The 25182-nt window shown below is 66.0% G+C and carries 23 protein-coding genes; 11 read left to right on the top strand and 12 right to left on the bottom strand.

Annotation, left to right across the window (positions count from 1 at the left end; translation table 11 throughout):
* Positions 1-12 precede the first annotated feature (12 nt).
* The 3 genes from ACWGCN_RS02935 to ACWGCN_RS02925 are packed head-to-tail and all read left to right on the top strand — an operon-like array spanning position 13 to position 2321.
* The gene (locus tag ACWGCN_RS02935; RefSeq protein WP_452460338.1) at positions 13-861 is read left to right on the top strand and encodes a mycofactocin-coupled SDR family oxidoreductase; all 849 of its coding nucleotides are present in this window, start codon (positions 13-15) and stop codon (positions 859-861) included.
* Positions 862-864: 3 nt separating this feature from the next.
* Positions 865-1056, top strand: coding sequence for a rubredoxin (locus ACWGCN_RS02930; protein ID WP_067446959.1), 192 nt, complete (start codon positions 865-867; stop codon positions 1054-1056).
* Positions 1053-2321, top strand: a complete 1269-nt coding sequence (locus ACWGCN_RS02925) for an NAD(P)/FAD-dependent oxidoreductase (protein ID WP_452528950.1) — start codon at positions 1053-1055, stop codon at positions 2319-2321. Before ACWGCN_RS02930 ends, ACWGCN_RS02925 begins: the two co-directional genes overlap by 4 nt.
* Positions 2322-2403: 82 nt before the next feature.
* Here the strand turns inward: ACWGCN_RS02925 and ACWGCN_RS02920 are convergent, their stop codons facing one another.
* Positions 2404-4089: an FAD-dependent oxidoreductase gene (locus ACWGCN_RS02920; protein ID WP_452460057.1), complete on the bottom strand. Its 1686-nt coding sequence runs from the start codon at positions 4087-4089 to the stop codon at positions 2404-2406.
* 235 nt (positions 4090-4324) lie between these two features.
* Here ACWGCN_RS02920 and ACWGCN_RS02915 point away from each other — a divergent pair, with 235 nt between their 5' ends.
* Positions 4325-5173 carry an SDR family oxidoreductase gene (locus tag ACWGCN_RS02915; protein WP_379315323.1) on the top strand — a complete coding sequence of 283 codons (849 nt, stop codon included), beginning with the start codon at positions 4325-4327 and terminating at the stop codon, positions 5171-5173.
* A 16-nt stretch (positions 5174-5189) separates the two neighbouring features.
* Complete coding sequence (locus ACWGCN_RS02910) at positions 5190-5990, top strand: enoyl-CoA hydratase/isomerase family protein (RefSeq protein ID WP_452460058.1); 801 nt, start codon at positions 5190-5192, stop codon at positions 5988-5990.
* A gap of 33 nt (positions 5991-6023) precedes the next feature.
* On the opposite strand, the gene ACWGCN_RS02905 is transcribed toward ACWGCN_RS02910, so the two are convergent.
* The gene (locus tag ACWGCN_RS02905; protein ID WP_452460059.1) at positions 6024-6926 is read right to left on the bottom strand and encodes a TetR family transcriptional regulator; all 903 of its coding nucleotides are present in this window, start codon (positions 6924-6926) and stop codon (positions 6024-6026) included.
* Between the two features lie 279 nt (positions 6927-7205).
* Here ACWGCN_RS02905 and ACWGCN_RS02900 point away from each other — a divergent pair, with 279 nt between their 5' ends.
* The 4 genes from ACWGCN_RS02900 to ACWGCN_RS02885 all read left to right on the top strand — a co-directional run bounded on the left by ACWGCN_RS02900 (position 7206) and on the right by ACWGCN_RS02885 (position 13117).
* The gene (locus ACWGCN_RS02900) at positions 7206-8102 is read left to right on the top strand and encodes an HpcH/HpaI aldolase/citrate lyase family protein (protein ID WP_452460060.1); all 897 of its coding nucleotides are present in this window, start codon (positions 7206-7208) and stop codon (positions 8100-8102) included.
* A gap of 252 nt (positions 8103-8354) precedes the next feature.
* On the top strand, positions 8355-11090 hold the full coding sequence (locus ACWGCN_RS02895; RefSeq protein WP_452460061.1) for an ABC transporter permease subunit: 2736 nt from the start codon (positions 8355-8357) through the stop codon (positions 11088-11090).
* Positions 11087-11803 carry an ABC transporter ATP-binding protein gene (locus ACWGCN_RS02890; RefSeq protein ID WP_452460062.1) on the top strand — a complete coding sequence of 239 codons (717 nt, stop codon included), beginning with the start codon at positions 11087-11089 and terminating at the stop codon, positions 11801-11803. Before ACWGCN_RS02895 ends, ACWGCN_RS02890 begins: the two co-directional genes overlap by 4 nt.
* A gap of 66 nt (positions 11804-11869) precedes the next feature.
* Positions 11870-13117 (top strand): ABC transporter substrate-binding protein, encoded by a 1248-nt coding sequence (locus ACWGCN_RS02885; RefSeq protein ID WP_379315025.1) that lies wholly within the window; start codon positions 11870-11872, stop codon positions 13115-13117.
* 24 nt (positions 13118-13141) lie between these two features.
* On the opposite strand, the gene ACWGCN_RS02880 is transcribed toward ACWGCN_RS02885, so the two are convergent.
* From ACWGCN_RS02880 to ACWGCN_RS02855, 6 genes are all read right to left on the bottom strand, one after another.
* Positions 13142-14371, bottom strand: coding sequence for a CoA transferase (locus ACWGCN_RS02880; protein WP_452460066.1), 1230 nt, complete (start codon positions 14369-14371; stop codon positions 13142-13144).
* Positions 14372-14567: 196 nt separating this feature from the next.
* Entirely contained in the window at positions 14568-15488 is a 921-nt protein-coding gene (locus tag ACWGCN_RS02875) for an alpha/beta hydrolase (RefSeq protein WP_452460063.1), read from the bottom strand.
* Positions 15489-15494: 6 nt separating this feature from the next.
* Complete coding sequence (locus tag ACWGCN_RS02870; RefSeq protein ID WP_452460064.1) at positions 15495-15935, bottom strand: hypothetical protein; 441 nt, start codon at positions 15933-15935, stop codon at positions 15495-15497.
* Entirely contained in the window at positions 15932-16645 is a 714-nt protein-coding gene (locus tag ACWGCN_RS02865) for a TetR/AcrR family transcriptional regulator (RefSeq protein WP_378992987.1), read from the bottom strand. The genes ACWGCN_RS02870 and ACWGCN_RS02865 overlap by 4 nt, the downstream gene beginning before the upstream one ends.
* Positions 16642-17445 carry an enoyl-CoA hydratase/isomerase family protein gene (locus ACWGCN_RS02860; protein ID WP_379312522.1) on the bottom strand — a complete coding sequence of 268 codons (804 nt, stop codon included), beginning with the start codon at positions 17443-17445 and terminating at the stop codon, positions 16642-16644. Before ACWGCN_RS02860 ends, ACWGCN_RS02865 begins: the two co-directional genes overlap by 4 nt.
* Before the next feature lie 4 nt (positions 17446-17449).
* Positions 17450-18646: a CaiB/BaiF CoA transferase family protein gene (locus tag ACWGCN_RS02855; RefSeq protein ID WP_452460067.1), complete on the bottom strand. Its 1197-nt coding sequence runs from the start codon at positions 18644-18646 to the stop codon at positions 17450-17452.
* Between the two features lie 255 nt (positions 18647-18901).
* On the opposite strand from ACWGCN_RS02855, the gene ACWGCN_RS02850 reads away from it, so the two are divergent.
* Both ACWGCN_RS02850 and ACWGCN_RS02845 read left to right on the top strand, forming a co-directional pair.
* The gene (locus ACWGCN_RS02850; protein ID WP_452460065.1) at positions 18902-19828 is read left to right on the top strand and encodes a TIGR03619 family F420-dependent LLM class oxidoreductase; all 927 of its coding nucleotides are present in this window, start codon (positions 18902-18904) and stop codon (positions 19826-19828) included.
* A gap of 87 nt (positions 19829-19915) precedes the next feature.
* Positions 19916-20323, top strand: coding sequence for a pyridoxamine 5'-phosphate oxidase family protein (locus tag ACWGCN_RS02845; RefSeq protein WP_449960508.1), 408 nt, complete (start codon positions 19916-19918; stop codon positions 20321-20323).
* 89 nt (positions 20324-20412) lie between these two features.
* Here ACWGCN_RS02845 and ACWGCN_RS02840 read toward each other — a convergent pair whose 3' ends face one another.
* The 4 genes from ACWGCN_RS02840 to ACWGCN_RS02825 form a co-directional block, all read right to left on the bottom strand.
* Entirely contained in the window at positions 20413-21633 is a 1221-nt protein-coding gene (locus ACWGCN_RS02840; protein WP_387446748.1) for an amidohydrolase family protein, read from the bottom strand.
* Between the two features lie 191 nt (positions 21634-21824).
* Positions 21825-22910, bottom strand: a complete 1086-nt coding sequence (locus ACWGCN_RS02835) for a phosphotransferase family protein (RefSeq protein WP_452458151.1) — start codon at positions 22908-22910, stop codon at positions 21825-21827.
* Positions 22907-23986 (bottom strand): TIGR03857 family LLM class F420-dependent oxidoreductase, encoded by a 1080-nt coding sequence (locus ACWGCN_RS02830; RefSeq protein ID WP_452458152.1) that lies wholly within the window; start codon positions 23984-23986, stop codon positions 22907-22909. Before ACWGCN_RS02830 ends, ACWGCN_RS02835 begins: the two co-directional genes overlap by 4 nt.
* A gap of 255 nt (positions 23987-24241) precedes the next feature.
* Positions 24242-25129 carry a DAPG hydrolase family protein gene (locus ACWGCN_RS02825; RefSeq protein ID WP_452458153.1) on the bottom strand — a complete coding sequence of 296 codons (888 nt, stop codon included), beginning with the start codon at positions 25127-25129 and terminating at the stop codon, positions 24242-24244.
* Positions 25130-25182: the final 53 nt, after the last annotated feature.

Raw genomic sequence — 25182 nt, 5'->3', positions numbered from 1 at the left:
AGGTTGTCACCAGTGGGAAAATTGGACGGCAAGGTCGCGGTCATCTCGGGGGCGGCGCGAGGGCAGGGACGTTCGCACGCGGTGAACCTCGCCGCCGAGGGCGCGAGCATCATCGCCTTGGACATCTGTGCCGACCTCGAAGGCAACACCTACCCGCTCGCGCGGCCCGAGGACCTCGAGGAGACGGGCAGGCTGGTCGAGAAGGAAGGCGTGCGTTTCCATCCGGTGATCGTGGACGTGCGTGAGCGTGGCGCCGTCTGGCAGGCGGTCGCGCAGGGGGTCGAGGCGCTGGGACGGCTCGATATCGTGGTCGCCAACGCGGGCATCGCCCCGCTGGGCAGCGGCCAGACCATGCAATCCTGGTCGGACACCATCGATACCGACCTCGTCGGTGTGTTCAACGTGGTGCAGGCGAGCTTGCCGCATCTCGGTGCCGGGGCGTCGATCATCGCCACCGGTTCCCTCGCCGCGCAGCTGGGGAGCTCGACCAAGCAGGGACCGGGCGGCTCCGCCTACAGTCTCGCGAAACAGGTTGTCGCGCACTACGTGAACGACTTGGCGGTCCAGCTCGCGAAGAAGTCCATTCGGGTCAACGCGGTGCATCCCACCAATGTCAATACCGACATGCTGCACAACGAGGGTATGTACAAGATCTTCCGTCCCGATCTCGAGGCGCCGACTCGCGCCGATGCCGAGGTGGCGTTCCCGGCGATGCAGGCGATGCGTGTGCCGTACATCGAGCCGCAGGACGTCTCCAACCTCGTGGTCTTCCTCGCCTCCGAGGACTCGCGCTACATCACCGGCAGCCAATTGCGGGTGGATGCGGGTGGTTTCGTCAAAGCCGTGCCCTGGGGGAAGTGAGCGATGAGCGACACGACGACGGTGTACAAGCTCTACCGCTGTGTCATCTGCGGATGGGAGTACGACGAGGAACTCGGCTGGCCGGACGACGGCATCGAACCCGGCACCCGCTGGGACGACATCCCCGAGGACTGGACCTGCCCCGATTGCGGCGCCGAGAAGGCCGAGTTCGACATGGTCGAGGTCGATCGGTGACGATCGCGCGATCCGGCCGGGCGGTGATCGTCGGCACCGGTGTCGCCGGCGCCAGCGCGGCCGAGACGTTGCGCAAGGAAGGGTTCGCCGGGTCGATCGTGCTGGTCGGCGACGATCCGACGGCACCGTATCGGCGCCCGATGGTCTCCAAGGAATTGCTGTCCGGCTCGGTCGGCGAGGAGAAGGCGCGGCTCAAGCCCGCCGCGTTCTGGGCGGACAAGTCGATCGAGTTGCGCACGGGTGTGACCGTGCGTGCCGTCGATACCGCCACGGCCAGTGTGGAGTTCGACGACGGCGACCAGCTGGCCTATGACGCGCTGATTCTCGCGACCGGGGGCAGGCCACGACGGCTGGATCTGCTGCCCGAGGCCGAGACACTGCGGCACCTGCGTGACGCGGCCCGATTGCGGCAGATTCTCGATCGCGTCGGTGCTACCGGCGCCGTACCGAGTGTTCTCGTCGTCGGCGGTGGACTGGTCGGTTTGGAGGCGGCGGCCGCGGTGCGTACTTTCGGCGCCGACGTCGTGGTGTTGGAGGCCGCGGACCGGGTGCTCGGACGGGTGGTGCCGGCCGAGGTCTCGGCGAGCTATGAGCGTCTGCACCGGGATCGAGGGGTCTCGGTGAACACGGGAACACGGCTCGCGGCCGCGCACAACGAGAACGGCCGGACCCGCGTGTTCGCCGAAGACGGCCGGGAATGGGTCGCCGACGTGGTGATCGTCGCGGTCGGCATGACCCCTGATACCGAACTGGCGGTCCGCGCGGGTCTCACGGTCGATGACGGCGTCGTCGTCGACGAGTTCGGGGCGACCTCGGCGCCCGGGGTGTACGCGGTCGGTGATGTCGCGCGGCTGCCGAACCGGATTCTGGGTGGGTCCGACCGGATCGAGCACTGGAATCACGCGCAGGCCCACGGCGCGGCCGTCGCGCACACCGTCTTGGGCGCGAGGGTGCCCTACGAGGAAGTTCCGTGGTGTTGGACCAACCAGTTCGGTCGCAACCTCCAGATCGCGGGCTGGCCGGGGTACGGCACGGAGACAATCGTCTACGGCGACCTCGATGCCGGGCCGTTCCTCGCGCTGACCCTGGTCGAGGATCGCCTGGTCGGAGTGCTCGGCGTCGGTAGGCCCAAGGATGTCCGAGCAGCTCAGAACCTGATCAAGAACGGCCCGTATCTGCCGCGAGCCGCGCTCGCGGCCGACGATCTCGATTTGGTCGAGTTGGCCTCGGCGCCAGAGCAATTCGCCGCATCAGCGCGGGAATAGGCGCTCGTACAGCTCGCCTGGATCTGGTGCGCGCAACTCGGACCGACCGCCGCTTCGACACCGAAGCGGCGGTCGAGTCGTTTCAGGAGCGCGCCATCGCTGTCCGTGCCGCGTCGAGCAGATCGGCGTGATCGGTGAACTTGACCCGTGGTCGGCCGGTCGCCGCACCGGCGGACCGCTCGGCCTGGTCGATGGCTTTCCATCCCGCGCGATCGACGACATCGGGCTGCCGCTCGTTGACCAGCGCGGTGAGCGCGGCCCGATCGCCGGTGGGCGCGGTGAGTCTGCCCGCGACGAAGTCGGCGACGAGGTGCTCGACGGTTTCCGCCGAGTCGACGCGGTTGGAGCCGATGACACCGCGCGGCCCGCGCTTGATCCAGCCGCTGACATACACACCCTCGACCGGGCAGCCGTCCGCGCCGATGACGCGACCGTGCTCGTTGGGCACCACGCCCAGTGCCTCGTCGAAGGGCAGATCCGCCACGGCGACTCCGCGATAGCCGATCGAACGCAACACCAGGCCGGTCTCCACCCGCTCGGTCTGATCGGTGGCCCGTGCCACCCGTTGTCCGTCCCGGTCGATCAGTTCGTTGCGGGCGAACTCGAGGGATTCGACCCGCTCGCCGCCGTGGATCTCGATCGGAGAAGTCAGATAGCGGAACACGATCCGCTTGTTCTCGGGGGTGGCCGGGTCACGCGAGTATTCCTCGGCCAGTGCGTACTTCAACCGCGGTGACGGCCCGGCGTCCGGGTGGTCCAGGGCAGCGTGGTCGACCGGGTCGAGCACGAGTTCGGCCTCGTCGATGATCACGTCCACACCGTCGAGATGCCGCAGCGCCATGAACTCCGGACTCGTGTAGGCGGCCTGCAACGGGCCGCGCCGCCCGAGCAGCACGACCTCACGGATGTTGCTCTCGCGCAGCGCGGCCAGGGCATGGTCGGCGATATCGGTGCCGGCCAGCTCGTCCGGTGACACCGTGAGCACGCGGGCCACGTCGAGGGCGACGTTGCCGTTGCCGACGATCACCGCGCGCGGCCCCGAGAGGTCGAAGACGCGATCGGCGTAGTCGGGGTGGCCGTTGTACCAGGCGACGAATTCCGTGGCCGAATGCGAACCGGGCAGGTCCTCGCCGGGCACGCCCATCCGGCGGTCGCTCGACGCACCGACGGCGTAGAGCACCGCGTGATGGTGGTCCATGAGCTCCGCGTGTGAGATGTGTTCGCCCACTTCCACATTGAGATGAAAGCCGACGCTGTCGCCACGGAACGCGGAGTCGAACAACTGTGTGACGGTCTTGGTGCCCGGATGGTCGGGAGCGACCCCGGCGCGCACGAGTCCCCATGGTGTCGGCAGCTTGTCGAAGATCTCGACCTCGGCCGAGCAGCGCCGCCGTAGCTCATCGGCGGCGTAGCACGCGGCGGGGCCCGCACCGACGATCGCGACCCGGAGCGTGTCGAGACCCGTCGGTAGCCGGGGCGTCGGCGCGATCGAATCGAACGTCGAGCCCAACGGATGATGCTGGAAATAGGTGGCGTTGATATCGCGGAACCGGGCCAGCGACGCGGTCAGGCTGTCCTCGGGGAAAATGGCCTCGACCGGGCACGCGTCCGCGCACGCACCGCAATCGATGCAGGTGTCGGGGTCGATGTAGAGCATTTCCGCCGTCGCGAATTCGGGGTGGTCCGGCCGAGGGCGGATGCAATCGACCGGGCACTCGGCGACGCAGGTGGCGTCGTTGCAACAACGCTGGGTGATGACATAGGCCATGTGTGCTGCTCCTTCGGGAGGGTGGAAATGCCAAGTCGCTCGGCGGATCGGGTCCGCATCCGCTGGCGCCCGACCTCGACTGGTGATATTACTGTAATGGCAACTGGAAGGGTTTCGTCAGCGTCTCGACAGCAGTGCGCGATGCGGACGAGACGGTGAGCCGGTGGAGAACCCGCGTGGCTCGCCCTGCCCTTCGGCGGAATTCGAGTCGGGGTCGAACAGATTGGAGCCGGTGATGCCGGACAGTGACAGGCCACTCGCGGGCAAGACCCTGATCATGTCGGGCGGCAGCCGCGGCATCGGGCTCGAGATCGCCAAGCGGGTGGCCGCCGACGGGGCGAACATCACCCTGATCGCCAAAACCGATCAGCCACACCCCAAGCTGCCGGGCACCGTGCATACCGCGGCCGCGGAGATCGAACAGGCCGGTGGCTCGGTTCTCGCGGTCGTCGGTGATGTGCGCGACGACGCCGTGGTCGCGGCGGCGATAGATCGAACGGTCGAAGGCTTCGGCGGGATCGACATCGTGATCAACAACGCGTCGGCGATCGACCTCGCCACCACCGAGGCTCTGTCGATGAAGGCCTACGACCTGATGCTCGACATCAACTGCCGGGGCAGCTTCCTGCTGTCCAAGCTTGCTATCGGGGCCCTGCGGAAATCGGCACTGGCCGGGCGCAACCCGCACATCCTGACTCTGTCGCCACCGTTGAACCTCGAGCCACGCTGGGCCGGAGCCCATCTCGGCTACACCATCGCCAAATACGGTATGTCGCTGACGACGCTGGGACTGGCCGAGGAACTGCGCGCCGACGGCATCGGCGTGAACTCGTTGTGGCCGCGCACCACGATCGCCACGGCGGCGATCCGGAACCGGGCCGGTGGCGAGGAGCGGATCGCCACGTCACGCACACCGGCGATCTGCGCCGATGCCGCCTACCTCGTGCTCACCTCACCCGCCGAACACACGACGGGCAACTTCCTGATCGATGAGGAAGTCCTGGCCGAGCACGGGATCACCGACCTGGACAGGTATCGGGCGGTTCCGGGGAACGCGCCGCTGACCGTCGATCTCTTCCTCTAGTACAGGAGTCGACCAGATGACCGAAGAGCTTGTGCTGCATCAACTCCGGCGCGACGGGGTGTGCACCCTGACGCTGCATCGCCCCCATCGCAAGAACGCGATCACCATCGGACTGTGGACCGCCCTGCGCGAAGCTCTGGACACGATCGCGCACGACCCCGCGGTGCGGGCGGTGGTTCTGACGGGGGCGGGTGGATCGTTCTGTTCCGGCGCCGACGTCACCGACAGTGATCCCTATGCCGCGCCGTTCGCCAAGTTGCAGGCGATCTCGGACGTCGCCCAGCGCCTGCACGATCTGCCGATACCGACCGTCGCCAAAGTGCGTGGTGTCGCGGTCGGCGCCGGATGGAATCTGGCGTTGGGGTGTGACCTGGTCGTCGCGACGCCGGACGCGACGTTCTCCCAGGTCTTCGCCCGTCGTGGGCTCTCGCTGGACTGCGGCGGTTCGTGGCTGTTGCCCAAGCTCGTCGGAGTGCAGCAGGCCAAGCGGCTGGCGCTGCTGGCCGAGACGATCGATGCCGCGGCGGCGCTCGACCTCGGTTTGCTCACCTGGGTCACCCCCGAGCCCGAGATCGATGACTTCGTCGACCGGATCGCCGACCGGCTGGCGGCCGCCCCGCCGATCGCCGTCGCGCAGACCAAGGCCCTGCTCAACGAAGGCGCCGACCGGACGATGCACGAGGCGCTGGCCAGTGAATCGCGTGCGCAAGCGGTCAACTTCGCGACAAGCGATGTTCCCGAGGCATATGCGGCGTTCGCTCAGAAACGCGAAGCTGCCTTCACCGGGGCATGGAACGTTCGTCGTCCGCCGAGCTGACGGCGATCGAACCGGATGCCGATATGTCGCTGGTTATTCGGCTTTGGCGGCGGACCTGCTTCGTCGCGGGGCGGCGACCTTCTTGGCTGCGACGGTCTTTTTGGCTGCCACCGTCTTCTTCGCTGTGGCGGTCTTCTCGGCTGCGACGGTCTTCTTCGCCGCGACCGTCTTCTTCGCAGGTCCAGCCGCCGCCTTCTTGGCGGGGGCGGCCCTCTTGCGCGGTGTCGACGGACGTGTCGAGTCGATCAATCGGCTCGCGCGCTCGAGAATGGATTCGAGGCCGTACTCGAAGTTGGTGTCGTCGGGAGCGCCGCTGTGATGGCCCCGTGCTCCCGCCTCGGCCAGTAGGGGAGTGGTTTCCGGAGAAATGGTCAGATGCTCGTAGTAGGCGCCGCGCTCGTCGCCGGATTCCTTGTTCTTGTCGTAGAGCCGCTGCAGGACAATCGATCCGCGAGTGTGCAACTGGATCGCCGAATACGTGTCGACGGCATCGTCGAGCGTCAGGCCGGCCTCCATGAGATTCGCGATCACCTGTTCGGTCAGTTGCGCGCCCAGGCGAGCGGCCAAGGGGCTCAGCGCCGATCGGATCAGGATCAGATCGCAGAGAATGGGGTTGCCCAGAAACGTCGATCGCATGGTCCTGGCGTGGTTGCGCATCGTGTCCTGCCAGTCGCTCGCCTGGATGAACGGGGCCTCGCTCGCATACTGTTCCAATGCGCGATCGGTCATGGCGTTGAGCAGATCGTCCTTCTTGCGGAAATACCAGTAGATGCTGGTGACTCCGACATCCAGATGCTTGCCGAGCATCGGCATACTGAGATTGTCGAGGGACACATCTTCCGCGAGTTCGAATGCGCCGTCGAGAATATCCTCCGGGTTCAGGGACCCGCGCTCGCGTCGCTGCCGCTTATCCGCAGTCGCTTGCTGTTTCGCCATGCCGTAACCACCTTTGTGAGTTCCTGGGTTGCCGACGTTAACTGTTGTCGACGCTGCGCCGCCAGCCCTGGTGGTACGCGCCACAGTAAATGATACCGCGAGGCATTCTATCGACTCGTCGAGCCGATCACGGTGAGGAGCCGAACCGGTGTCGTCGGCGCGTCGAATATTCTCGCCGCCTGTTTACTGTATGTAGTACCGTAACGATTACGGCAAAAGGATTCGCTCCGTAGCTGCGGTGTCCACACCGGCCGACCCAATCCATCGAAGGGACCGTTCATGAGCAGCATCGGACACCGCGGATTCGACGCCAGGTCCTGGCTGTTCGCTCCTGGCGACAGTGCGCGGAAAATGGCGAAAGCGGCCGCTGGGGCCGCCGATATCGTGCTCATCGATCTCGAGGACGCCGTCGCGGCCGCGGAAAAGCCGGCGGCCAGGAAACGAACCGCGGATTTCCTCGCCGCGCACGCGGAATCGGACCGCCGCCGGCTGTGGGTTCGGGTCAATCCACTCGACGGTCCACACACGCTGGCGGATCTGGCCGCGATCGTGCCCGCGCGACCGGGCGGAATCATGCTGCCCAAATCCCGTGGCGGCCAGGACGTGCGGACACTGGACCACTATCTGTCCGCGTTGGAGGTCGCCGCCGATGCCGAACCCGGCCGGATCGAGGTGATCGCGCTGGCCCCGGAATCCGCCGAAGCCGTCTTCACCACCGGAACCTATCGGGACGCACCGAGGTTGGCCGCCCTCAGCTGGGGTGTGGAAGACCTGGCCGCGTCGCTGGGGGCCGGTACGCATCGCGGCCCCGATGGCGGCTACGGCTTCACCTACGAGTTGGCGCGAAGTCTCTGTCTGGTCGGCGCGGCGAGCGCCGCAGTGGCCGCCGTCGACACCATCCACGGCGACTACCGCGATCTCGACGGTGTGCGAGCTCGTGCGGAAAAGGCTCGTCGTGAGGGCTTTCGCGGGATGTTGGCCATTCATCCGGATCAGGTGGACATCATCAACGCGGCGTTCGCGCCCAGCGTCGAGGAACTGGCTGCTGCCCAGGAGATCGTGGATTTGTTCGCCGCCGATCCCGAGACCGGAGCGATCGGCTACCGAGGTGGGCTACTGGATCGACCGCACCTGGCCAGAGCGCAGGCGCTCCTCGCTACTCGCAGGCAGGCCTGATCCTCGAGCTCGGCTGGGAATCCGATGGTCGAGACGGTGTGGGCGGAAGATTCCTATTGCCATTACAGTATGTATTACCGTAGCGTGTCTCGCGTCACATGGTTGACCTGACGACCTGGCCGACAGGCAGGGGCGCCAGCTGTGTTGGAACAATTCGGGCCTGCGAGTGCTGCCGCCCGAATCGCGAGTGAGGCGCTCAATGCTTTCTGTCACGACCACAGGGGATTTCGAGCTCGTCGAGGGGCTCGGAGCATGAGTCAGCATCTTCAGTTCCTGATCCTCGGGATCGGTAGCGGCGGCGTGTTCGGTGCCCTCGCGATCGCGTTGGTCCTGATCTACCGCAGCTCCGGCGTCCTCAATTTCGCCACCGGCGCAATCGCGCTCAACTGTGCCTATATCTACGCCTTCTTGCGGCGCGGCGAATTCTTGATCCTGGTCCCCGGCCTGCCCAAATCGGTGGGTATCGGGGGTGATCCGGGCTTCGCGGTGTCGGCGCTGGTCGCAGTCCTGCTGTCGGCGCTGTTCGGCCTTCTGCTCTACATCGTCGTGTTTCGTCCCCTGCGCAAGGCTCCGCCGATCGCCCGCGCCGTCGCCTCGATCGCGTTGATGATCGTCTTGGTAGCGATAGCGACCAAACAGGTCGGTACCAACACCATCGGGGTCAAGGCGATCTTCCCGGTCGGCATCTGGAGCCTCGGGGGTATTCGGATCCCGCAGGATCGTGTGTACTTCGGGATCGCCATCGTGGTGATCGCTCTGGTCCTGGCCGCTCTCTACCGATTCACGAGATTCGGCTTGCTCACCCGTGCCACCGCGGAGAGTGAGCAAGGCGCCTACGTGAGCGGTCTGTCGCCCGATCGCTGCGCGGCCTACAACTGGATGATCGGCTGCGCGGTGGCTGGATCGGCGGGCATTCTCATCTGCCCGATCGTGCCGCTCACCCCGACGGGTTATTCGTTGTTCATCGTTCCGGCGCTGGCCGCGGCCATCATCGGGCGGTTTTCCTCGATCGTCGCCGCTGTCCTGGCGGGCCTGGCCATCGGCATGCTCCAGTCGGAAGCCACCTACCTCTCGCGGGTATACGAGTGGCTACCCTCCAGCGGTTTGGTCGAGCTGGTTCCACTGCTCGTGCTGCTCGTCGTGCTGGTCGCGCGGGCCAGGCCGTTGCCATCACGCGGTGCGGTCATCGTCGCCGAGTTGGGCAACGCGCCCTACCCTCGCCGGTTGTGGTCCAGCGCCGGGGTGGGCGTGGTGGTGGTCGGCCTGGCGCTGGTATTCGCCGGAAACGACCTGCGCACCGCGCTGATCACCTCTGTCATCCTGGCCGTCATCGGTCTGTCCCAGGTGGTGGTCACCGGATACGCGGGTCAGGTGTCCCTCGCTCAACTCGCCCTCGCCGGCGCCGCCGCGTACATACTGGGACCGATTGCCGAGAACTGGGGCATACCGTTCCCGTTCGCTCCGCTGCTCGCGGCGCTCGTGGCGACCGTCCTCGGTGTGGTCGTGGGACTACCCGCGCTGCGGATTCGCGGGCTCACTGTCGCTGTGGTCACCCTGGCGCTGGCCTATGCGATCGAAGCGCTGTGGTTCCGCAATCTGGATTTCGTCGGTTCGGGCGGAATCAACATTCCGGACCCGACCGTATTCGGGTACAGCCTCGGAATCGGGCGCGGCGAGAACTATCCCAGAGTGGAATTCGGGCTGTTCTGTCTGATGGTGCTGACGGTGGTCGGACTCGGGGTCGGGTACCTGCGGCGAAGCCGACTCGGTACACGGATGCTGGCGGTTCGGGCAAATGAACGTTCGGCCGCCGCCTCGGGTGTCGATGTGGTGCGGACGAAGTTGTCCGCGTTCGCGATCGGCGCGTTCATCGCGGGACTCGGCGGCAGTCTGCTCGCCTATCAGCAGACGAACGTGTCGTTCCAATCGTTCACCGCGCTGGCCGGTGTGACTTTGTTCGCGACCGTCTACCTCGCGGGTGTCACGTCGATTTCCGGAGGTGTGCTCAGTGGCGTAATCGGCGCCGGCGGTGTGGCTTTTCTGCTGCTGGAGCAGATCAGTGACCAGGCGGGCAGCTGGTATCAGGTGATCGTGGGTATCGGGCTGTTGCAGACCGTGCTGACGAATCCGGAGGGAATTGTCGCCCCTGTCCAGCGGGTCTTCGCCCGTACCGGTCCGAAGTCGTCTGGCCGTACGGGGTCGCTGGCCGGCACCGGAGTCGCCGCGCCGAAGCCGACCGCGGTGTCAGGAGGCGACCCGCTGCTCGGACTCCACAACGTGACAGTCCGCTACGGAGGTGTCGTCGCTGTCGACAACGTGACATTCGAGGTGCCCGACGGCGCGATAGTCGGTCTCATCGGTCCGAACGGTGCGGGAAAGACCACCTTGATCGACGCGATCAGCGGGTCGGTGCGTGCTGAGGGCACCATCGCCATCGGCAGCGAGTCGCTCGGGAACAAGAAGACCCACGAGCGCATTCACGCAGGTCTCGGCCGTACGTTCCAAGCGATCGAACTCTACGAGGATCTGAGTGTTCGTGAGAACGTCGTGGTCGGACTGTCGGGCCGAGGCACGGCGCGGGCAGCCTTCGACGAGGCGGAGTTCGACGAGATCTTCGACTTGCTCGGGCTGGCGCACGCCCGCGAGACGCCCGCGGGTGAGCTGTCGCAGGGACAACGCCAGTTGGTGTCGATCGCGCGCGCGATGGCGGGCAAGCCGCGAGTCCTGCTGCTCGACGAGCCGGCCGCCGGCCTCGATACCACCGAGAGTCACTGGCTCGGTGAACGATTGCTCGCCATTCGAGACAGCGGGGTGACCATCGTGTTGGTCGAGCACGATATGAGTCTGGTGCTGCGGATCTGTGACCACGTTCAGGTGCTGGACTTCGGGCGGATCCTCGCCTCGGGTACGCCCGAGCAGATCCGAAACGATCGCACAGTCGCCGAGGCCTATCTCGGCAGCATGTTCGCGGAGGAGATCACCGAATGACTCTTCGAGTGCACAACGTGACCGCCGGGTACGGCAAACTTCCGATCGTTCGTGAGCTCGACCTCGAGGTCGCGTCCGGATCGGTGACGGCCGTCCTGGGACCGAACGGCGCGGGAAAGACGACCCTGATGTCGACGCTGGCCGGTCTGCTGCCCGCCCTCGCGGGCGAGGTGACGGTGGCCGGGCGGCGTCTACCGAATGGCAAGCCCGCCAAGGCGAATCGCGCGGGTGTGGTTCTCGTCCCGGACAATCGCGCGCTGTTCAACAGCTTGACCGTCTCCGAGAATCTGGAAATCGCCCGCGTGCGCAATGGACCGTCCCTGGACGAGATCCTCGCGCTGCTACCCGCACTGCGACCGCGGTGGAAGGTCGCGGCGGGTGCTCTCTCGGGCGGCGAACAGCAGATGCTGGCGGTGGGGCGGGCGCTGGTTCAGAATCCGGCAGTGCTGCTCATCGATGAGATGAGCATGGGACTGGCCCCGGTCGTCGTGGAGACGCTGCTTCCGGCCGTGCGACATATCGCCGATACCACCGGTGCCGCGGTCGTCCTCGTCGAACAACACGTCCGGCTCGCGCTCAAGATCGCCGACGAAGCCATCGTTCTCGTCCACGGGGAAGTGACTCTCCGGGGTAGCGCAACCGAGCTGAAGGCATTCCCGGAGCGTCTGCGAGCCGCGTATCTCGGAGGCGAGACCGGCACCGCCGCAGGTTGATGCGTGCCCGTTCCAGCGGGGTGAACGGCAAGTTCGCCCCATTCGATTCAACACCAGGAGACAAGCATGTCCTTTTCCCTACGGAAGCGGTGGGCTGCCCTGCCGTATGTCGCGCTCGCAGTGGCGTTGTCGGCCTCCGGCTGTTCGAGCGGCGACGGCGGTTCGTCGGCTCCAGTCGACAGATCGGTGCTCGGCCAGGAGAACAAGGCAACGGGTGCGCCGATCAAGCTCGGGTTCGTCACCACCGGACCCCGAGCGCCTGTCCACACCGAGGAACTCGAAGTAGCGAAAGCGACCGTCGCCTACGTCAATACCCATCTCGGTGGGATCAACGGCCGTCCGATCGAGCTCATCACGTGCGAGGACGAGATCCAGGTGAGCCTGGCTCGAAATTGCGCCAACAAGTTCGTGCAGTCCGACGCTGTCGCCGTGGTCACCGGTGACTACGGCAATTCCGACACCATCGCCACGATTACCTCGCCCTCCGCCATGCCCTATTTCGCACTCGCCGGCGGCGGGCAAGCGATGGTGCTGCCGAACACCTATGTGATGGGCAACCCGCTGAACGGGCTCATCGGCGTACCGGCGGCGTATGCGAAACAGAACGGCTACAAGAAGATCGCGGTCCTGACCGTCGATTCGCCCGTCGCGGTGGAGCCGCTCACCAAGCTCGGTCCCCTCGCGTTCGGAAATGCCGGTGCGCAGGCCGACGTGGTCGCGATCCCACTCGGCACCGCCGATATGACGCCGCAGATCCAGGCCGCACTCGAGAAGAAGCCGGATATGTTCCACCTGCTCGGCGATGTCTCGTTCTGCGCGGCGGCGATCAAGGCCATGCGGACGCTGAACGCGACCCAGCCGGTGATGACGGTCAACCAATGCGTCGGCGATTCCGAGATCGCGTCGCAGATCCCCGGCGGCTACCAGGATTTGCTTGTCGTCGCCAATAGTGTCGTCGACCCTGCCTCGAAAGAGACGAAGCTCTTCGAAGCGGTGGTCGACGGATCAGGTGCCGAGATGCCGGACACGGCCGCAGCGCCCTATATGGCGATCCTGGGGCTCCGGTCTGCATTGGACGGGATGGCGGGCGAGATCACTCGCGCGACGGTCGCGGCCCGTCTCGGTTCGATGGCAGAACCCGAACCGCTCCCTCTCACCCCCGCATCGACGTTCCAATGCGGAACCAAACCGATCTCGTTCGGTCCGAACATCTGCAGTGGCAATGCCCTGCTCGGCAAAGCGGAAGAAGACGGCTCGGTGGTCGATGTGAAGACCATAGATACCACCGCGGTATTCGCGACACCCGGTCGTTAGCGAGAGCCCGTTCTCGCCGCGAGATCAACTCTCGGTCGCGATGACGGCCGCCTCGCGCAATCGCGCGAGGTCGGCCGGCGACAGGTGAAGCCGGTCGCGGAAGACCTGTTCGGTGTGTTCACCCAGCCGTGGAGCCGCTTGCGGCGCGGTGTGGGCGCCGTCGACCGACGCAGGCGCACTGGGCGCGAGGTAGGTGCCGATGCCGGGTTGCCGCAACGACGCGAACAAGGGATTGGCGGTGACCCGTGGGTCGGTCACGACCTCGTGAAAGCTCCGGTAGCGCTCCCACAGGATCGAGGTCTGTTCGAGGGCGGCGGTGATCTCGACGCCGCTGCGGGCCCGGAACCACGGCGTGAACAGGCCGGTGAGGACATCACGATGGTGGTAGCGGGCGCCCTCGTCGGTGAAGTCGGCGTCGAGGGCCGTGGCCAGCGCGTCGACGGCGGCGCGAGTTCCGGTGAGCTCGGTGAGCGCGTGAAAGTGGCGGGAGGTGAGGGCCACGATCATGAACGTGGCGTCGTCGGCCGCACTGAAATGCTGACCGTACTGGCCGTAGATGGCGTTGCCGAGGCGTGGCCGCGGCGTCTGGCACAGCATCGCCTCGGTGAGAAAACCGAGGTTTCCCGCCGTCGCCAGTGCGACATCCTCCAGCGGCAACGTGATCCTGCTGCCTTCTCCGGTCGCCTCGCGGTGCCGTACGGCCCCGGTGATCGCCAGCGCGGCGTACAGACCGCAGAGCAGATCCCAGGCGGGCAGAACCTGATTGATCGGCCCCGCGTGCTCGGCCGGGCCGGTAACCATCGGAAAGCCGATGGCGGCGTTGACGGTGTAGTCCACCGCAGTCGAACCGTCGGCACGCCCGAGGATCTCGAGCCGGATCAGATCGGGTCGCCGGGCGGCGAGAGTGTCGTAGTCGAGCCAGTCCCGGCCCACGGTGTTGGTGAGCAGGATGCCACCGCCTGGTCCACTGTCGGTGATCAGGTTCGAGATCAGTTGTTGCCCGGCGGAGCCGCGCAGGTCCGCCGCGACGGAGCGCTTTCCCTTGTTGAGACCGGTCCAGTAGATGCTCGCACCGTCGTCGGTGAGCGGCCACCGATGATAGTCGGCCGCCCCGCCGAGGGGATCGACCCGAATCACGTCGGCACCGAGTTGGCTCAGTGTCATTCCCGCCAGCGGAGCGGCGACGAAACTGGAGATCTCCACCACCCGAAGCCCGGCCAAAGGCTGTGCCGCCGATCGTGCGGTTTCGTTCATCGGACAGCGCTCGCGGGCTGCGCCGACTCGGGCGCTCTGAGCGTCGGGTACATCGGTGGCGAAGGCCTCGCTCATGGGATCTCGCATTCCCTCTTCGGTTCTATACTGTTTGAAATACGGTATGTATTACCGTTGAACGTACTGAACAAGGTAGCAAGCATCGCCTGCCGAGGGAAACGGAGCACGCTTCACCGGCTTACGCGGGGTCTGCCCCGCCGTTGAGCGCGTCGTCGAGGGCATCCAGCCGGGCTCGCCGAAAGGCACGCGCGACCGGCGTGCGCCGCTCGACCAGGTCGAAGCCGTGGTAGGCGCCGGGCACCACCCGCAGGGTGCACCGAATGCCGGCCTGCCGGAGGCGTTCGGCATAGGCGAGGTCTTCGGCGTAGAAGAGATCGTTGGTCCCCACTCCGATCCAGGCCGGCGCGAGCCCGGTCATGTCGTCGCAGCGGGCCGGAACCGCCAGGGGCGATACGGTGTCGCCGCTGGCACTGCCGAGGTAGGAACGCCAGCCGAGCCGGTTGCTCCGTTCGTTCCACAGACGTAACCGGCCGGGAGTGGGATAGGTGCGGGCGGTAGTCCGGTCGTCGAGCATCGGATAGGACAGCACCTGGAGAACGGGGCTCACCTCGGCACTCCACGTGCAGAGGTGGGCCAACGCGGCGGCCAACCCGCCGCCCGCGCTCTCGCCGACGAGCGCGATCCGGCGAGCGTCCACATCGGATCGAGCCGCGAGCCAGCGCAGCGCCGCGTAGCAGTCCTCGAGCGGGACGGGGAACGGGTGTTCCGGCGCCAGCCGGTACTCGACCGATGCCACGACCGCACCGAGTTCGCCGGCGACCCGCCGACAGAATCCGTCGCCCATCGCCGCATTGCCGATGAGGTACCCGCCGCCGTGCACGAACAGCACCGCCGGTGCTTTCGGTCGCGCGCCGTCGGGCCGGAACAGCCGGACCGTGACATTCGCGTCGACCCGCTCGAGCACGCCTTCGGACGGTGGTCGGCTGCCGCTACGAGCCGTCAGTTTCCGGATGAGACCCACCGACCGTGATCCGACGACCGTGCGTGGCAGGTATCGGGCAAAGCGCAGGTCGGGATGAAAGTCGGTAGGTTCGTCCACGGACGCTCAGGCCACCATCTCGTCGGAGTCGAACGGCGCGAAGAACGCACCCATACCGCCCACTGCCAAGGCGTGGCCGAGGGCATCGAAATCATAGGTCGCGGCGATGTTTCCGGAGGCACCCAGTATCCGGGCGAGGATCTCGTGGGACGTGTCGGGCAGCAGGGCGGCGCGAGCTCGATCCAATCCGGGCAGTGCGCAGCGCTGCTGGATGTGGGCGATCATCAGGTGCAGACACAGCTGCTGGGCTGGTGTTTCCGGCCGCGGGCTCGTGCCGTCGGCGAGCCTGGTGGTGAGCGAGTCCAACGTCTGCGCGAGGTAGAAGCCGAACACCGGTCGCGAGCTGTGCAGGATATCGGCGCGGACTCGGTCGGCCAGGCCGGCGCCCGCGGCACCGAGGGCGGCGGTGATCGCGGGTGTGAGGGCTGGATCCTTCGGCTGTCTCACCGGCTCTGCTCCTCCATCGCCCGCTTCGCGTGATCCAGGATGCATTCCAGCCCCCATTCGAAATTTCGGTCGTCCGGTGCTCCGGTCCGCCTGCCCTTGGCCATGGCGGCTGCCAGCAACGGAGTCGTCTCGGGGTCGACGTGGATGACGTCGTAGTAGGCGGTCGCATCGCTGCCCAGCTCCTGGTTCTTGTCGTGGAGTCGTTGCAGGACGACCGAGCCCTGCACATGCAGGTTGACCGCTGAGTAGACGGTGAACGCCTCGTCGACCGAGAGCCCGGCCTTCACCAGGCTCGCGACCGTGCGCTCCACCTGCTCGGCTCCCAACCTCGCCGCGTGCTGACTCAGCGCCGAACGGATCAGCACGAGGTCGCACAGGATCGGATTGTTCAAGAACGCGCGGCGCATGGTGCGCGCGTGGCGCGACAGCGACTCGCGCCAGTCGTGCGCGTCGACGGCAGGGTAGGGCGCCGCGTAGATGAACTGGCGCAGCGCGCGATCGGTCATGGCGTTGAGCAGGTCGTCCTTTTTGCGGAAATACCAGTAGATGCTTGTGACGCCGACATCGAGATGTTTGCCGAGTAGCGGCATGCTGAGCCCGTCGACCGAGACCTGTTCGGCGAGTTCGAATGCGCCGTCGATGATGTCCGCGGGATTGAGCGATCCTCGTTCGCGTCGGCGACGGGGCTGCCCGAGTTTTCGACCGGTCATAGCGCGACTTGCTGATCGGCGGCGGCGTACACCGGTTCACGCTTTTCGGCGAAGGCGGCGAAGGCCTCGATCACGTCGGCCCCGGTGAGGTTGACGCCCGCGGCCTTCGCCTCGGCGTCCAGCGCCTCGGACAACGTTCGATCGGATCCGGCATTGAGCAGATTCTTGGTCTGCCGCAACGCAACGGGCGGACCGGCCGCCAGTTTGCCCGCTATCTCGTCGACGAACTCATCGATCGTCTCGGCAGGCCGGAGCCAGGTGACGAGTCCGAGCCCCTCGGCATGCTCGCCGGTGATCATCTCGGTCAGCAGGGTCAGGCGCTTGGCCTGTTGCAAACCGACGAGGCGGGGAAGCAACCACGAGCCACCGCAATCCACCGACAGCGCACGGCGGGCGAAGATCTGACAGAACCGTGCCTGCGGGGTCGCGACAACGAGATCGCAGGCCAGCGCGAGGTTCCATCCCGCGCCGACCGCAACGCCACGCACCTTGGCCACTGTCGGCACCCGCAGCTCGTGCAGCAACTGCACGGTCTCGTTGATGGTGCGCAATTCGCGAGCCGGATCCGGGAACTCGTCCATTCCCTCGGTGGCGGCGAGATCGGCTCCCGCGGAGAACGATTCGCCCGCGCCGGTGAGCACAACGGCCCGCACCGTGGGGTCGCTCGTGATGTCACGCAGTGCCGCCCGCAGCGCGTGCCACAGGGGGGTGCTGATCGCGTTCTTGCGACGTGGGCGGTTGAGCGTCAGCGTGCGCACGCCGCCGGCGTTGCCGATGAGCAGTACGGGCTCGTCTGTCACAGGGTCATCCTTTCGTCGCCGTCACTGCGGACGGGGCGGGAGTGGTCGTGCCGATCGCACCGCGATCACGGAGTTCCGCGATGTCCGAAGGTGTGAATCCTGCTGCTGCCAAGACTGTCTCGGTGTGCTCGCCGAGACCGGGTACCGCACCCATCGGCGGCGCGAAGCCCGCGATGACCGGAGGTGGCAACAGGGCTGTCACCGAACCCGCGGGAGTGCTGATCTCTTGCCATCGGTCGCGCGCCGCGAGATGAGGGTGCGCGATGACCTCGCGCGGTGTCCTGAAACGAGAGTTCCCGATGCCTGCCGCATCGGCCCGAGCTTGGACGGTGGCTGCGTCATGGCGCGCACACCACTGGGCGATCTCGTTGTCCAGTTCGGTCCGGAGTCGGACCCGGTCGAGGTTGCCCGCGTAGCGCTGGTCGTCGGCGAGGTCGGGCCGATCGAGCAGATCCCGGGCGAGGCGCTGCCATTCGCGGTCGTTGGTGGTGCCGAGAACCACGGTCTCGCCGTCCGAGGTTCGGTAGGCGCCGTACGGTGCGACAGCGGGGGAACTCATCCCGAGCGGTTGCTGATCGACACCGGTATGGCGGGTGTAGGTGAGCTGGTAGCCCATCAATTCGGCGGCGGTATCGAACAAGCTCACCGATGCGTGGGTGAACGGGGCAGGCTCGGCGGTGCCGCCGGTACGCGCACCGGGTGATCGTCTGGCGCAGATCATCGCCAGGATCGTCAGCGCGGCATACAGACCCGAGCTCACATCCGCGATGGGCGGGCCCGGCTTGGCCGGCGCCCCTGGTGAGCCGGTGACGGCGCAGACTCCGGACTCTGCCTGGATCAACAGGTCGTAGGCGCGTTTGTGGGACAGCGGTCCCCCCGGGCCGTATCCGTCGATCTCCATCACCACCAGGTCCGGGTGTCGCTGTGCGAGTTGGACCGGTGAGATACCCAGTGCCGCGGTCGCCCCCGGGGCCAGGTTGGCGACGAAGACATCCGCCGTGTCGAGCAGTCGGTGCAGGACCGTCATCCCGTCCGGATGCTTGAGGTCGAGGGTGATCGACTCCTTGCCGCGGTTGGCCCAGACGAAGTGCGCGGCGAGCCCGTGGACCACGTCGTCGTAATGTCGTGCGAAGTCGCCGCCGCGGGGGTTCTCGATCTTGATCACCCGGGCACCCAGATCGGCCAGTGTGCGCGTGCACATCGGTGCCGACACCGCTTGTTCGAGGGTGACGACCGTGATCCCGGCAAGCGGACCTTCCGACTCGTCCTGAACAGGGATGTGCACAGCTCACCTCATCGCTCGTCACCACGCCACTCTGGCGCACCATTGTACTGTAAGCTATACAGTAAGAAGGACCGAGTTGGCCACTGTTGCGCTCGACGTGGTTCGTCGGCCAGTGGCACGCCGTCGTGCGCGAACGACGTGCGCGGTGATCTGGACAAAGGAATTCGCGTAATGAAGTACGTTCTCGAGTATCCCGCCGAGCTGCCGACGGCATCCGACGCGTTCTTGGACCCCGCGGTCATTCGTGACGTGGTGGGCCAAGCCGAGGAGTCCGGTTTCGCCGCGGTGGCGCTCAGTGAACACCCGGCGCCGTCGTTGAAGTGGCGGCACAACGGGGGTCACAACACTCTCGACCCGATCGCGGCACTGAGCTATATGGCGGGGTTCACCACGCGTATTCGATTGCTCACAAATCTGTATGTACTGCCGTTCCGTAACCCCTACCTCGCCGCGAAAGCGCTGGGCAGTCTGGACATCGTCTCGGGTGGTCGGTTGATCGCCGGTGTCGGAGCCGGATACCTGCGGGCCGAGTTCGCTGCTGTCGGCGTCGATCATGACCGGCGCGGCGAGCTGCTGGACGAAGCGCTGGGTGCGCTGCGGCGCATTTGGGCCGACCCTGAAACGCCGGTCGCGGGAGTGGGTTTCGGTGCGCCGGGGCCGCTGTGGTTGCAGTCTCCGGCGCAGCGCCCGCACCCGCCGCTGTGGATCGGCGGTAACGGCAGGGCGGCTCGGCGCCGTGTCGTCCGGCACGGCAGCGGGTGGATGCCGATCATCGCCGATGCCGGCATGGCCGCTGCTATGCGAACGGCCGCTATCGAGAGCGCCGAGGCGTTCGGTGCCGCGGTGGCCGACCTGCGCCATGGTCTGGCGGCAGCGGGCCGAGATGCCGACGCGGTCGACATCCAGGTCGTATGTCCGCACCTGGACTTCGGTGATACCGATACGGTCCTGGCGGCGTCGGGCTATCTGGACGACCTCGAAAAGCGTGGCGCCACCTGGGCTGTTGTGCACGTCGACGGTTCCAGTCCGGCCGCCGCTACGCAGTTCGTGAAGAGATTCGGGGCAGAGGTCATCGCAGGGGGACACGGCCTACTGTAACCTATACGGTAACTATATCGATATACGGGTTCTGCTGCGGCGACGACCAGCGCGCCGGTGCGGAATCGTGTATCTCACTGCGAATCGATGGTGGAGACTCTCATGACCTCAAGGGTGCCTACGGAATACGAAGACCTGCTTCAGCGACCGATCGTCGGTGTTCTCGGAACCGTGACCCCGCAGGGTTCGCCTGACCTGTCGCCCATGCGCTTCACCTGGGACGGTGCGCACCTGCGGATGAGCCATACGATCCCGCGACGCAAGTTCACCAGCTTGCAGGCGAACCCGAACTACTCGTTTCTCATCACCGATCCCGATGTGCCGACCAGGTCGCTGGAGACACAGGGATGGCTGGTCACGGTCTTGGGAGACGATGAGGGGGTCTTCTATCGTGAGCTGAGCGAGTTGTACGGTGACGTTGACGCCGGGCTGCCCGATGATGTCTACGATCGCGTCGTGCTGATTCTCGACGTAACCAGGTTTACCGTGAAGTGACTGCTCGCCGATAGTCCTACCCGAACCGTGCAACACCCCGAATACGCAATGCGGCTCCCCGTCGGTGACGGGGAGCCGCATATTTCGCGCTATCGGCTGGGTGACTCCTGGGCGACATTCGAGCCGATCAGATCGAGAGCGTTGTCGCGCATCACTTTCCGGGTGTCCTCATACGAGAATTCCGGAAACTGCGGAATGTCCGCGGTGAAGGTCGTCGGATCGGCGAGCCCCTCGCCGTGTGGCCAATCGGAGCCGAACAAGACCTTGTCCACGCCGATCGTCGCGGCGAGCAGTTTGACGTCGTCTTCGTAGTAGGGCGCGATCCAGACATTGTTCTTCAGCTGCTCCACCGGATCCTCGGTGAAGTGGTGAGGAGCAGTGTTCGCGGCCTTCTTCAAGCGCTTGATCAACCGGTAGACGAAGTACGAGCCGTTCTCGATGCTCACCACTCTGAGCTTGGGGTGGCGGGTGAACACCTGGTGCACGATCATCGAGGCGATCGTGTCGTGGATCGCGCGATCGTCGAGCAGGATCTGATCGAGCGGATCCTTCTTGCCGAATCCCTCGAACGTCGCCGTGCCGCCCCACAGCGCGTTGATGGCGAGATATCCGCTGTCGGACAGGTGGAAGCCGACTGGTACGCCGGCTTCGGCCAGGCGGGCCCACACCGGGTCGTGCAGAGGGTCACCGAGGGATCGCGGGCGTGTCACACCGGGTACCGGTGCCGGGCGCACGAGCACCATCTTGGCGCCGCGGCTCAGCGCGAACTCGACCTCCTCGACCGCCGCCGCCGGATCGGCGAGGGATATGATCGGCGCCGAGATGATGCGGTGGTCGGGACGGTCGAATCCCCAGTCCTCGTCGAGCCACAGGTTGAAAGCGTGGACCGAGGCGATCGTCGCGGGAATGTCGTGCTTGAGCGCTTCCTCTACCCCGCAGGCGAAGGTCGGCAGCATGAAGACAGTTTCGAGGTTCTGTCGATCCAGGACCGTCACGCGAGCGTCGCGGTTCTGGTATTCGGGGTGCTCGGACAGGCGGTCTACTTTCATCAACGAGGCCGGAGAGACGCCCTCGGGAATCTCGCCGCGAAACAGCAGATCGAGGCACCCGGGCTCGATGATCGGGTCGAACGTCGGGTTGGGGACGAATTGGTTGACCTTTCCGCCCATTATCGCCAGCGTCCGCTTCCCGTCGTTGACCATCTGCACCCCGCGCTGCTTGAACTCTTTGGGTAGATGGCGAGTGAACGCGTCCAGTGGTTCGTAGTAGTGGTTGTCGACATCGACCGCCAGATAGTCCAGCTTTGTCATTCTTCGTCCTTTCGCAACCGGTGGTCTCGCCGGGCGCTCCGTCGTCGAACCGGGCGATCGGCGTCCGACACGGACCGCGCCGGGAAGACCTCCAGGAAGACCATCGTCGGCACTAACGTTTGACTTACTGTACCTCTTTCAGTAGCGCCTCGCGCAAGTCCGGCTTCGCAGCGGTTCGCGGTCGACGCGTGTCAGTCGGCAGCGCTGATCAATGCGAGTGTCTCCAGGTCGCGAATCGCCCGGCAGCTGCGCTCCAGCATGACGAGGAAGACCTCTTCGCCGCGCGCTGTCGGTGTCGCGAAGGCGGCGCCGAGGGCTATGATCAGCGGGGCCTGCACCATTCCGAATCGATAATCCTGCCAGCATGTTTCGCGGGTATATCCGGTGACGCCGTACTCGAGCAGTCTCCGGTGGTACACGTCGACGAGGCTGTTCTCGCACGCCGATCGCGCGTCGGGGTCCAGGCCGGTCGCGGTGAAGTAGGCGAGATCGCGCGCGGGCAACCCGACGCCGAGCGTTTGCCAGTCGACCACGCTGACGCGGCTCGTCGCGGTATCGAACATGAGGTTGTCGAGTCGGTAGTCTCCGTGCAGCAACGCGAATCGGCCGGTATCGGAGCCGGCCTGCAGCCAGGGTGTCACCAGACCCAGGGCCTCGGAGAAGGTTTCACGGTCGCGATGATCCATGCGCGCGCCGAGCTTGTCGAGCGTGATGTCGGCGGCCATCCGCGCCACATCGCCGAGGCCGCCTGCCGCTGCGGTGTCGCCCGGTTTGGGCATCGCTACGGCGAGGTCCAGCCAGCGTGGATCGCGCCAACTCGGCCCGTGTAGACCGGCCAGCGCGGACACGGCCTGGTACGCCGCATCGGTCCCGCAGCCCGCGATCTGGTCGCCGGGGACGGCGGGGGACAGGTCGGCGAGGAGCAGGGCGAATTCGGTCCCGTCCTCGGTGATGTCGCTGTAGAAGCAGCGTGGCGTCGGCACGCTCGTCTGCGTAGCGGCTTGTCTGTAGAAGGTGATCTCGCTGAGATAGCCGAGCGTGACGCCCGCCCGCACACCGTCGTCGTCGGCGGGCAGTTTGATGACGAAGGTCGACGGGAATTCGTGCTCGCTGTGTGCATAGCGTGGCGTGATTCGGAACGTCGCCCCGGTCTGGCCGGTGCCGATCGGGCAGATCTCGACACCCTCGACGACGTCTGCCTCCGGTCCGAGCACCGCCTGCAGCCAGTGGCTGGTGATGTCGGCGGCGCGGCGCGGAATCGGTACGGTCGCACTCATTTCGAGGCCCTCACTGTGTCGCTGTCACTGTCGCTGTCTCGGTACGCGGCGACGACAGGCGCGAGTTCTTCGGGAGTCGCGCCGTGCAGGATCACCCGGTCGGCGCCGTCGCCGAATTCCTCGCGTATTCGGTCGGCGCATTGCCTCGGCGTGCCGGTGGCCGCCGATGCCAGCCACTCGGAGGGCAGTATCGCCGCGATGTGCTCGATCTGGTCGGCGGTCGCGACCCCGTCGATCGGACCGGCGATCGAGGTGACGACCCGGTCTTCGCGGAACCGCCGCAGCGCGCCCGGATCCCAGCCGTTCGTGCGCACCATCAGGTCCCCGTATCCCTGCAGATATGTCGCGAGCCGGGCGACGGTCTTCTTCAAGCGAAGCTCTTCTGGCAGATGGTCGCCCACGGTTGCCAGGCATGACCAGACCCGCACCGAATCGGGATCGCGATCGGCCTTCTCAGCAGCGAGCTTGACCGTCCGCACACACCGTCGCAGAGTCTCCGGTGAGAAGTAGGTGTGCAGGATGACGTCGTCGAAGACCCGTCCGCCGAGCGCCAAGGTGTTCGGACCGAACGCGACCAGCGCGAGTGGAATGTCCTCATCGAAGCTCTGGTCGAGAAAGAGTACGGGGTAGGCGCCCAGTGGGCCGTCGTGGCCGATGATCGCCTCCCCCCGCCACAGCCGTCGCATGACGTGGGCCCAATCCTCCATCTGAGCGGTGGTCACCGCCGGGATGCCGAACGCGGAGTACATCGCCGCGACGCCCCGCCCGATACCGAGAGTGAACCGGCCCCCGGAGAGCCTGTGCATGGTCGTGGCCCACGACGCGGTGACCAAAGGGTGGCGCGTGTTGTGGTTGGTCGCGGCAGTGGCCACCCTGGTTCGCTCTGTCACCGCGCAGGCCGCGCCGGTGAGCGACGCGGCCTCTTTGACGTTCCAGCGTTCGGAGATGAACGCTGTGCCGAGCCCGAGTTCCTCACCCCTGCGCGCATCTTCGATCAGGCGTGCCGGACCGCCCCCGCCCGAGCCCGCCAACAGGTAGTAACCCAACTCTTCGAGTGGGCGCTGGTCCACGGTCATGGTGTACCTCGATCTGGAATCGCGAAGGAGACGGCGCAATCCTCAGGTCCGGAGTGGTCGTGGCCTCGGCGCAGCTCGGCTGGGAGCTGGTCGACGCTCACACGTGCAGCGCGGTGAGGACTGGGGGAGCCTCTCGAAGAGGCTACCAATGGGGCAACGGTAATGCTATCGGTTCAGTGAACGGTAGTAGGCCGGAATCACTGATCGATCTGTCCGTGGCGACGCGCAGCGAGTGAGGCTGACCAGCACCGCTCCCTACGGGTTCGCGAATTCCCTGTAGAGATCGGGCAGGAATTGGGCCAGGTGGTGCATCTCCTGCCCACAGTGCAGCAGGAGATCGCGGGCGAGATCGGTGCCGAGGACGAGATCCGCTGCATCGACCGAGGCGCCCCTGCTGATGGCTTGTGCGGCTCGGACCAGGTCGGGGCTGTGGAGCCCGTAGTGGTTGAGATAGAAGCGGCTGCGCATTTCGCATCCGCCGGGAACGGGCCGAACCTGATGCGCGAGCCACCCCAGATCGACGGGCGCCACGCTGCTGCCTACCCGTCCGAAAATCACTGTGTGTCCAGCGGGTACATCGAATCCGTGGTCCTGTGGATCGAGAAAGGCGATAGCCAGCTGTTGTAGTTTCGGGCCGACGTACTCATCGACATAGGAGATATTGCCGACGTACTTCGCGCGATCCGGCACCGCGTGGCCGGTCTTGTCCACGCTGATTCCGGCATAGAGGTGTGCGTCAGGATGCCACAGCTTGTATCTCGCCGATTCCGCCGAATGCCAGCCGAACCACCAATCCCACATCGCCGCAGAGACATTCGTCATATCGGTGCGTACTGCCGCCCACACCATCCCGCTCGCGGTCTGTCCGTATCCGGTCTCGACCGGAGAGTAGCCATGGGCGGCGAGATCGTGCGAAAGTGCCGAAAAATCCGGAATGGTATTCGGCGGCACCGGCGGACCGTCGTAGGTGGTGAGCACTGATGCCGGTGCGGGTGCGGTTCGTGCGGCCATGAACCGCACATAGGGCTTCGCCCGATCGTCGGCGGAGTACCCCTGGTATCGGACGCCGGGGTCCTCTTCGGCATGTGACACGGCCGAGGCCCCCGCGCCCGAGAACGCTCCACCGACCAGCAGGGCTCCCATCGACAGAGTCTGCCGTCGAGTCCACCGCCTGTGTCTCCACATGTGTCGACGCT

The organism is Nocardia sp. NPDC055050 (genome assembly GCF_053608345.1).
This window is presented reverse-complemented; position numbering and strand designations above follow the sequence as displayed.